The 8,963-nt window shown below is 71.1% G+C and carries 1 protein-coding gene; it reads left to right on the top strand.

Going from position 1 to position 8,963, the window contains the following annotated elements; genetic code table 11:
- Positions 1–8,963, top strand: an 8,963-nt coding sequence (locus ACIBQX_RS50530; protein WP_397017856.1) for a type I polyketide synthase, incomplete at both ends; no start/stop codon positions are given.

Below are 8,963 nucleotides of genomic sequence, written 5' to 3'. Positions count from 1 at the left end.
GACGCGCGCCGTAACGGGCACACGGTGCTGGCGATGGTGGCCGGTAGTGCCATCAACCAGGACGGCGCGTCCAACGGGCTCTCAGCCCCGAACGGTCCTTCGCAGCAGCGGGTCATTCGCGCGGCCTTGGCCAACGCCGGGCTGGAGCCTGGTGACGTGGACGCCGTCGAGGGGCACGGCACCGGCACCCGGCTGGGGGATCCGATCGAGGCCCAGGCGATCCTGGCCACGTACGGTCAGGATCGGCCCGAGGAGCGGCCGGTGCTGCTGGGGTCGGTGAAGTCGAACATCGGGCACGCGCAGCAGGCGGCGGGCGTGGCCGGGGTCATCAAGATGGTCCTCGCTCTGCGGAACGGGCTGCTGCCGGCCACTCTGCACGCTGACGCCCCGTCGCCGCACGTTGACTGGAGTGCCGGCGATGTCCGGCTGCTGACCGAGCCGGTGGACTGGGCTCCGAACGGCCGGCCCAGGAGGGCCGGCGTCTCGGCCTTCGGGATCAGCGGTACGAACGCGCACATGATTCTCGAAGAGCCCCCGGCCGAGCTGGAGCAGAGTGAGTCTGGTCCGGTTCGGGAGTCGCCGTCTGTGTTGACCGGTGAGATGACGTCGTGGTTGGTGTCGGCGCAGTCGGTGGCTGGTCTGCGGGCGCAGGCGTCCCGGTTGGTGGGGTACGTGTCGGAGCGGCCGGGGCTTGATCCGGTTGATGTGGGGTGGTCGTTGGCGACCTCGCGGTCGGTGTTCGAGCATCGGGCTGTGGTCACCGGTGACAACTCTGGTGATCTGGTGGCGGGGTTGTCGGCCTTGGTGGCTGGGCGGCCGGCCTCCGATGTGGTGAGTGGTGCGGCTGGTGTCACCGGTCCGGTGGTGTTCGTGTTCCCGGGCCAGGGGTCGCAGTGGGTCGGGATGGGGCGTGAACTCGCTTCTTCCTCGCCGGTGTTCGCGGCTCGGCTGGCTGAGTGTGGTCGGGCGTTGGCTCCTTATGTGGACTGGTCGTTGGATGACGTCCTGGCTGGTGCTTCGGGGCTTGACCGGGTGGATGTGGTTCAGCCGGTGTTGTGGGCGGTGATGGTGTCGCTGGCTGCGGTGTGGCAGGCGGCTGGGGTGGAGCCGGATGCGGTGGTGGGGCATTCGCAGGGGGAGATCGCCGCTGCGGTGGTCGCCGGGATCTTGTCGTTGGAGGATGCCGCGAAGATCGTGGCGTTGCGTAGTCGGGCGCTGACGGCTCTGTCTGGCCGGGGCGGGATGCTGTCGATCGCGGAGTCGGCGGATGCGGTCGAGGCGCGGGTGGAGTCCTGGGCTGGCCGGGTGTCGGTCGCGGCGGTGAACGGTCCTGGGGCGACGGTGGTGTCGGGTGATCCGGAGGCGCTGGCGGAGGTGCTGGCCGGGTGTGAGCGCGATGGTGTCCGGGCGCGGATGTTGCCGGTGGATTATGCCTCGCACGGCCCGCAGGTGGATGCGTTGCGTGAGGAGATTCTCGGGCTGCTGGACGGGGTCGCTCCGCAGGCGGGCCGGATTCCGATGGTGTCGGCGATGACCGGTGAGTTCCTCGAAGGTCCCGAACTGGACGCCGGCTACTGGTACGCGAGCCTGCGAGCGGCTGTCCGGTTCGCCCGGGCGGTGGAAGTGCTGGGCGATCATGGGGTGTTCATCGAGACCTCCGCGCATCCGGTGTTGACTGCGGCGATCATCGACACGCTGGAAAGCCTCGCCTCCGACGATGGGTCCCGGCAGGTTCCGGTGGTGTGTGGGACGTTGCGTCGGGATGACGGTGGCCCGGCGCGGTTGCTGGCTTCCCTGGCCGAGGTGCATGTTCAGGGCGTTCCGGTGGATTGGGCGGCGGTGCTGCCGATGGGGGAGCGGGTCGCGTTGCCGACCTATGCCTTCCAGCGGCAGCGGTACTGGCCCGAGCCGGTCCCCGCTCCCCGCCGTTCCGATGATGACGTGACCACGGCGGAGGAGAGCGCGTTCTGGGCCGCCGTGACCGGCGGTGACCTTGACGGTCTGGCGCAGACACTGGCTGTGGACGGGGAGCGGCTGCGGGAGGTGCTGCCCGCGCTGGCCTCCTGGCGGCAGCGTGAACGGGGTGAGTCCGCGGTCGCCGATTGGCGCTACCGCATCACCTGGACCCCGCTCACCGAACCCGCCCCCGCGACCCTGTCCGGCACCTGGCTCCTGGTCGCCCCCACCGGCCAGACCGGCACCGACCAGGCCACCGATAGCGCCCAGCCCGCTCTGACCAGTCCTGGCGTTCAGGCGGCCTCGGCCGGTTCCGGTGTTCAGGCGGTCTCGACTACTTCGGGTGTCCAGGCAGCTTTGACCACCGCCAGACTTCAGGCCGCTTCCGCCAGTTCCGGCGTCGAGGCAGCTCTGACCGCCTCTGCCGTTCAGGCTTTAACGGATCGCGGCGCCCGAGTGCTGGTCACCGAGGTAGCCCCCGGTGAGGTGGATCGGCAGTCACTGCGCGCCCAAATCACCCAGACATTGGGCGAACTCGGTGATTCGCCGGTAGCTGGGATCGTATCCCTGCTGGCCGTGGATGATTCGCCTTTGGATGAGTCGCCCGTGGTGCCCAGGGGGCTGGCTGGGACGATGGGGCTGGTCCAGGCGCTGGGTGACGCCGGGATCGACACGCCGCTGTGGGCGCTGACCTCGGGTGCGGTGGCTGCCGGTGGTGTTCCGGCCGGTTCGGCGCAGGCGCAGACCTGGGCGTTCGGCCGCGTTGCCGCTCTGGAGCATCCGGATCGCTGGGGTGGGCTGATCGATCTGCCTCCGGTGTGGGACGCGCGTACGGCCGATCGGCTGGTCGCGGTCCTGGCCGGGTGTGGTGAGGACCAGGTCGCCATCCGCTCAGCGGGGGTGCTGGGGCGGCGGCTGGTTCGGGCCGCCCGTTCGGTTCCGGGCGGACAGCGTTGGGTTCCGGGCGGCAGTGTGCTGGTGACCGGTGGTACCGGTGGCGTCGGCGGGCATGTGGCTCGCTGGCTGACCGGGCGCGGTGCCACCCGGCTGGTGCTGTCCAGCCGTTCCGGTCCGGCGGCGTCCGGCGCGGCGACGCTGGCCGCTGAGTTGGCCGACGCCGGTACTGACGTGGTGGTTCTCGCCGGTGATGTCGGTGACCGTACGCAGACGGCCGGGCTGCTGAGCTGGATCGACGCGCACGGCCCCGCGCTGAGCTCGATCATGCACGCCGCCGGCGCGGGACTGGGCGGACCGCTGAACGACATGAGCCCGGCTGACCTGGCCGCCGTACTGCAGGCCAAGGCCGGTGGCGCGAGCCACCTGGACGAGCTGACGGCGGACAGGGACCTGGACGCGTTCGTGGTGTTCTCCTCCGGTGCGGCGACCTGGGGCAGCGCCCGGCTGGCCGGTTACGCGGCCGCCAATGCCGCCCTTGACGCTCTGGTGGAGGATCGCCGCAGCCGGGGCCTGTCCGGGACGTCGGTGGCCTGGGGGCTGTGGGGCGGCGGCGGCATGGGCGACGGCCCGGCCGGTGAGATACTCCAGCGTCTCGGGGTGCGGGAGATGGACGCCGGTCTGGCCGTCGGCGCGCTGGCGGCGATTCTGGACGCCGGGGAAGATCTGGTCGCGGTCTCGGACATCGACTGGGACCGGTTCGCCACCATTTTCACCATTCAACGGCCCAGCCCTCTGCTGGCCGACCTGCCCGACGCCCAGCAGGCGCTCAACGACACCCAGACGTCCGCCGTCAGCACGCAGGCGGTGGCCGGGACAGAGCTGGGTCGCCGGCTGACCGGCCTCAACCGGGCCGAGCAGGAGCGGATCCTCACAGCTCTCGTCCGGGCCGAGGTGGCCGCCGTCCTCAGGTACGCCTCGGCGGAGGCCGTACCGGCCGGGCGGGCGTTCAAGGACCTCGGCTTCGACTCCCTCACCGCCGTCGACCTGCGCACCCGGCTCAACACGGCGACCGGGCTGAAACTGCCCGCCACGCTCGTCTTCGACTACCCGACCCCTGCCGCCGTCGTGCAACTGCTGCGGACCGAACTGCTCGGCATCCTCGCCGACTCCGGAGCGCCGATCGCGGCCCACACGGCGGCGGATCCCGGCGAGCCGATCGCCATCATCGGGATGGGCTGCCGGTTCCCCGGTGGCGTCCGCGAACCCGAGGACTTCTGGAACCTGCTGTCCGCCGGCACCGACACGATCGCCGGATTCCCCACAGACCGGAACTGGGACCCCGAGGGCGTCTATGCCGGGATGGACGCAGACGCGGCCACCGCCCTCGTGGGTGGTTTCCTGTACGACGCGGCGGATTTCGATCCGGGGTTCTTCGGGATCAGCCCGCGTGAGGCGATCACGATGGATCCGCAGCAGCGGCTGCTGCTGGAGACGGCCTGGGAAGCGGTCGAGCGGGCCGGGATCGACCCGGCGTCCCTGAAAGGCACCGCCACCGGGGTCTTCGCAGGCGCCGGCTTCGGCGGGTACGGGCACGGCCTGGCCGATGAGGCCGGCGCCGAGGGCTATGTGCTCATCGGCGGCCTCACCTCGGTGATCTCCGGACGTGTGTCCTACACGCTCGGGCTGGAGGGCCCGGCGGTGACGGTGGACACGGCCTGCTCGTCGTCCCTGGTCGCGTTGCATCTGGCGTGTCAGGCGCTGCGTTCGCGTGAGTGCTCGATGGCGCTGGCCGGTGGGGTCGCGGTCATGTCCACCCCGTACGCGTTCTCGGAGTTCTCCCGCCAGCAGGGCCTGGCCTTCGACGGCCGGTGCAAGCCGTTCTCGGCCGACGCGGACGGGATGGGCTGGGGGGAGGGCGCCGGGATGCTCTTCCTGGAGAGACTTTCGGACGCTCAGCGCAACGGGCACAAGGTGCTGGCGGTCGTGGGCGGTAGCGCGATGAACCAGGACGGCGCCAGCAACGGCATCACGGCACCGAACGGTCCCTCCCAGCAGAAGGTCATCCGTACCGCGCTGGCGAACGCCGGGTTGCGGGCCGACCAGGTCGACGCGGTCGAGGCGCACGGCACCGGCACGGTGCTGGGCGACCCGATCGAGGCGCAGGCGTTGCTGGCGACGTACGGGCAGGACCGGCCGGAGGGTCGTCCGCTGTGGCTCGGTTCGGTGAAGTCGAACATCGGGCACACCCAGACTGCGGCGGGCGTGGCCGCGATCATCAAGATGGTGCTGGCGTTGCAGCATCAGGAACTGCCGCGCACCCTGCACGCCGAGGAGCCCAGCCCGCACGTCGACTGGACCGCCGGCGACGTCCGACTGCTGAACGAGCCGGTCGCGTGGCCGGCGAACGGCCGTCCCCGGCGGGCCGGGGTGTCGGCGTTCGGGATCAGCGGCACCAACGTGCACGTCATCCTCGAAGAGGCGCCGGTCCCCGAATCCGAAGACGCGCCCGCCGAGGCGGCCGTCGAACCTCCCGCCATCGAGAGTCCGCGTCTGCCGGTGTTGTCGGGGTCGGTGGTGGCGTGGTTGGTGTCGGCGCGGTCGGGTGCTGGGTTGGGGGCGCAGGCTGGTCGGTTGGGTGAGTTCGTGGGGGCTCGTCCGGGGTTGGGTGTTGGGGATGTGGCGTGGTCGCTGATCAGGAGCCGGTCGGTGTTCGAGCATCGGGCGGTGGTGGTCGGTGGGGATCGGCGGGGGTTGCTGTCGGGGTTGTCGGCGGTGGCGGTTGGTCGGCCGGTGGCTGGTGTGGTGTCGGGGGTGGTTCCGGCTGGTGGTGGCGGTGGCCGGGTGGTGTTCGTGTTCCCGGGTCAGGGGTCGCAGTGGGTGGGGATGGGTCGGGAGTTGGCCGAGGTCAGTCCGGTGTTCGCGGCTCGGCTGGTGGAGTGCGGGCAGGCTCTGGCTCCTTACGTTGACTGGTCGTTGGATGACGTGCTGTCCGGTGCGGCGGAGCTCGACCGGGTCGACGTCGTCCAGCCGGTGTTGTGGGCGGTGATGGTGTCGCTGGCTGCGGTGTGGCAGGCGGCTGGGGTGGAGCCGGATGCGGTGGTGGGGCATTCGCAGGGTGAGATCGCCGCTGCGGTGGTCGCCGGGATCTTGTCGCTGGAGGACGCCGCGAAGATCGTGGCGCTGCGTAGTCAGGCGTTGACGGCTCTGTCGGGCCGGGGCGGGATGTTGTCGATCGCGGAGTCGGCGGATGCTGTCGAGGCTCGGGTGGCGTCGTTGGACGGGCGTGCCTCGGTGGCTGCGGTCAATGGGCCGGATGCCACGGTCGTTTCCGGTGATCCGGAGGCGTTGGCGGAGGTGCTGGCCGGGTGTGAGCGCGATGGTGTCCGGGCGCGGATGTTGCCGGTGGATTACGCCTCGCATGGCCCGCAGGTGGATGCGTTGCGTGAGGAGATCCTCAGTCTGTTGGACGGGGTCGCTCCGCAGGCGGGCCGGATTCCGATGGTGTCGGCGATGACCGGTGAGTTCCTCGAAGGTCCCGAGTTGGACGCCGGCTACTGGTACGCCAGCCTGCGAGCGACCGTCCAGTTCTCCCGGGCGGTGGAAGCGCTGGGCGACTACGAGGTGTTCATCGAGACCTCCGCCCACCCCGTCCTGACCAGCGCGATCGGCGACACCCTTGACCGTGTCGCCGACGAGAACACCTCCGGCCTCTTCGCATCGGCCCCGGTGGTGACCGGGACCCTGCGCCGGGACGACGGCGGCCCGGTCCGGCTGCTGACCTCCCTGGCCGAGGTTCACGTGCGCGGCGTCGACGTCGACTGGACCACCGTCGTGCCCCGGGCCGAGGTGGTGGAACTGCCGACGTACGCGTTCCAGCGGCAGCGGTACTGGCCCAAGCCGGTTCCCGCTCCCCGCCGTACCGAACAGGACGCGGCCACGGCGGAGGAGAGCGCCTTCTGGGATGCGGTCGAGGCCGGCGACCTGGACGGCCTGTCCCAGACGCTGGCCGTGGACGGGCACCACCTGGGCGAGGTGCTGCCGGCTCTGGCGTCGTGGCGGCAGCGCGAACGCGACGAGTCGCTGACCGCCGACTGGCGGTACCGGGTCTCCTGGATGCCGATGCGCGATCCCGCCCCGGCCGTCCTGTCCGGCACCTGGCTGGTCGTCGTCCCCGCAGATCCGGCCGACCGCGATCTGGCCGCCGCCTGCCTCCGAACGCTCAGTGACCGGGGCGCCGACGTGGTGATCGCCGAGGTCCCGGCGGCTGACCTGGACCGGTACGCGCTGGCCGCCCGGATCGGCGAAACCCTTGGCTCGGCAACGCCGGCCGGAATCCTGTCCCTGCTCGGCGTGGACGAGACGCCGCTGGCAGACCGGCCCGTGGTTCCCGCCGGTGTCGCCGGAACCCTGGCACTGGTCCAGGCTCTGGGGGACGCCGGAGTGGCCGCGCCGCTGTGGGCGGTCACGCAGGGGGCGGTCACGACCGGTACCGCCGATCAGCCGACCCGCCCTGTGCAGGCCCAGGTGTGGGGTCTGGGCCGGACGGCCGGGGTGGAGCATCCGGACCGGTGGGGTGGCCTGATCGACCTGCCGCCCGTCCTGGACGAGCGGTCGGCGGCGCGGCTCGCCGGAGTGCTGGCCGATGGCAGCGAGGACCAGGTCGCCATCCGGGCCGGTGGGACTCTGGCCCGCCGCCTCGTCCGCGCCGCTCCCCGTCAGGCCGGTTCCGGCGGATGGGTGCCACAGGGGACCGTGCTGCTGACCGGGGCGAGCGGAGTGATCGGCCCGGACCTGGCCGCCTGGCTGACCGATGCGGGGGTCGAGCACGCGGTGCTGACCAGTCGCCGGGGGCCGGGGACGCCCGGTGCGGCCGTACTCGCCGCTCTTCTGGCCGAGGCCGGTTCGGCGGTCACGATGGTCGCCTGTGACGTGGTGGATCGGGATGCGCTGGCCGGTTTGCTGGCGTGGATACCGACGGTCGCCTCGCCTCTGTCCGCGGTGATTCACGCGGCGGTCGCGGTGGAGCTGATGAGCGTGGAGCAGACCAGTCTCGACCAACTGGCCCTGGCGCTGAGCGCCAAGGTCGCCGGTGCCACTCATCTGGACGAGCTGACCGCTGATCTGGATTTGGATGCCTTCGTCCTGTTCTCCTCCATCACTGCGACGTGGGGGGTGGGGGAGCACGGTACGTACGCCGCCGCGAACGCTCACCTGGACGCGCTGGCGGAGAATCGGCGTGCCCGTGGGTTGCCGGCGACGTCGGTGGCGTGGGGGGTCTGGAGCTCCGGCGGTCGCTTCGACGAACCCGACCCGGGCGAACCCGTACAGGACCGGCCGCAGAGCCTGATCCCGGAACGGATCCGGCGCCAGGGGCTGCGGTTGCTGGATCCCGAACGGGCGTTGACGGTGCTGGGGCAGGTGCTCGCCGACGACGAGATCGTGTTGTCGGTGGCGGATGTGGACTGGCCGAGGTTCTCGGCGGTGTTCAACGCGGTGCGGTCGTGGCCGCTGCTGGAGGAGATCCCCGAGGCTCGTCAGGTCGACTCCGGGGCCACCGTCGTCGCCTCGGGTGACGGTGCGGCGCTGCTGGAACGGCTCGTCGGCGTGTCACCGGCACAGCGGGAACGGATCGTCACCGACCTGGTCGGCGGCCACGCCGCGGCCGTCCTCGGACATGCCTCGGCGGATGCGGTGGACGCGGCCCGAGCCTTCCGGGAGATGGGCTTCGACTCCCTGACGGCGGTGGATCTGCGGGGTCGGCTGAACCAGGCGACCGGGCTGCAACTGCCTTCGACGGTGGTGTTCGACTACCCGTCCCCGCTGATGCTGGCTCGGCAGATCGTGACCCAGCTGATGGGGACTCAGCAGGTGGCATCGACGGTCTCGCGGGTCACTCCGGTGTCGGCCACCGATCCGGTGGTGATCGTCGGGATGGGGTGCCGGTTCCCCGGTGGGGTGGACAGTCCGGAAGCGCTGTGGGAGTTGCTGGCGAGCGGTGGGGACGCGATCGGCGGCTTCCCTGCTGATCGGGGTTGGGATCTCGCTGGTCTTGTGGATGCGGTGCCGGGTTCGCTGCTGACTTCGGTTACCCGTGAGGGTGGGTTTGTGGC

Source organism: Nonomuraea sp. NPDC049714, assembly GCF_044465295.1.
GTDB lineage: Bacteria > Actinomycetota > Actinomycetes > Streptosporangiales > Streptosporangiaceae > Nonomuraea.
The sequence above is the reverse complement of the archived record's forward strand: the minus strand, read 5'-3'. Positions and strand labels throughout refer to the sequence as shown.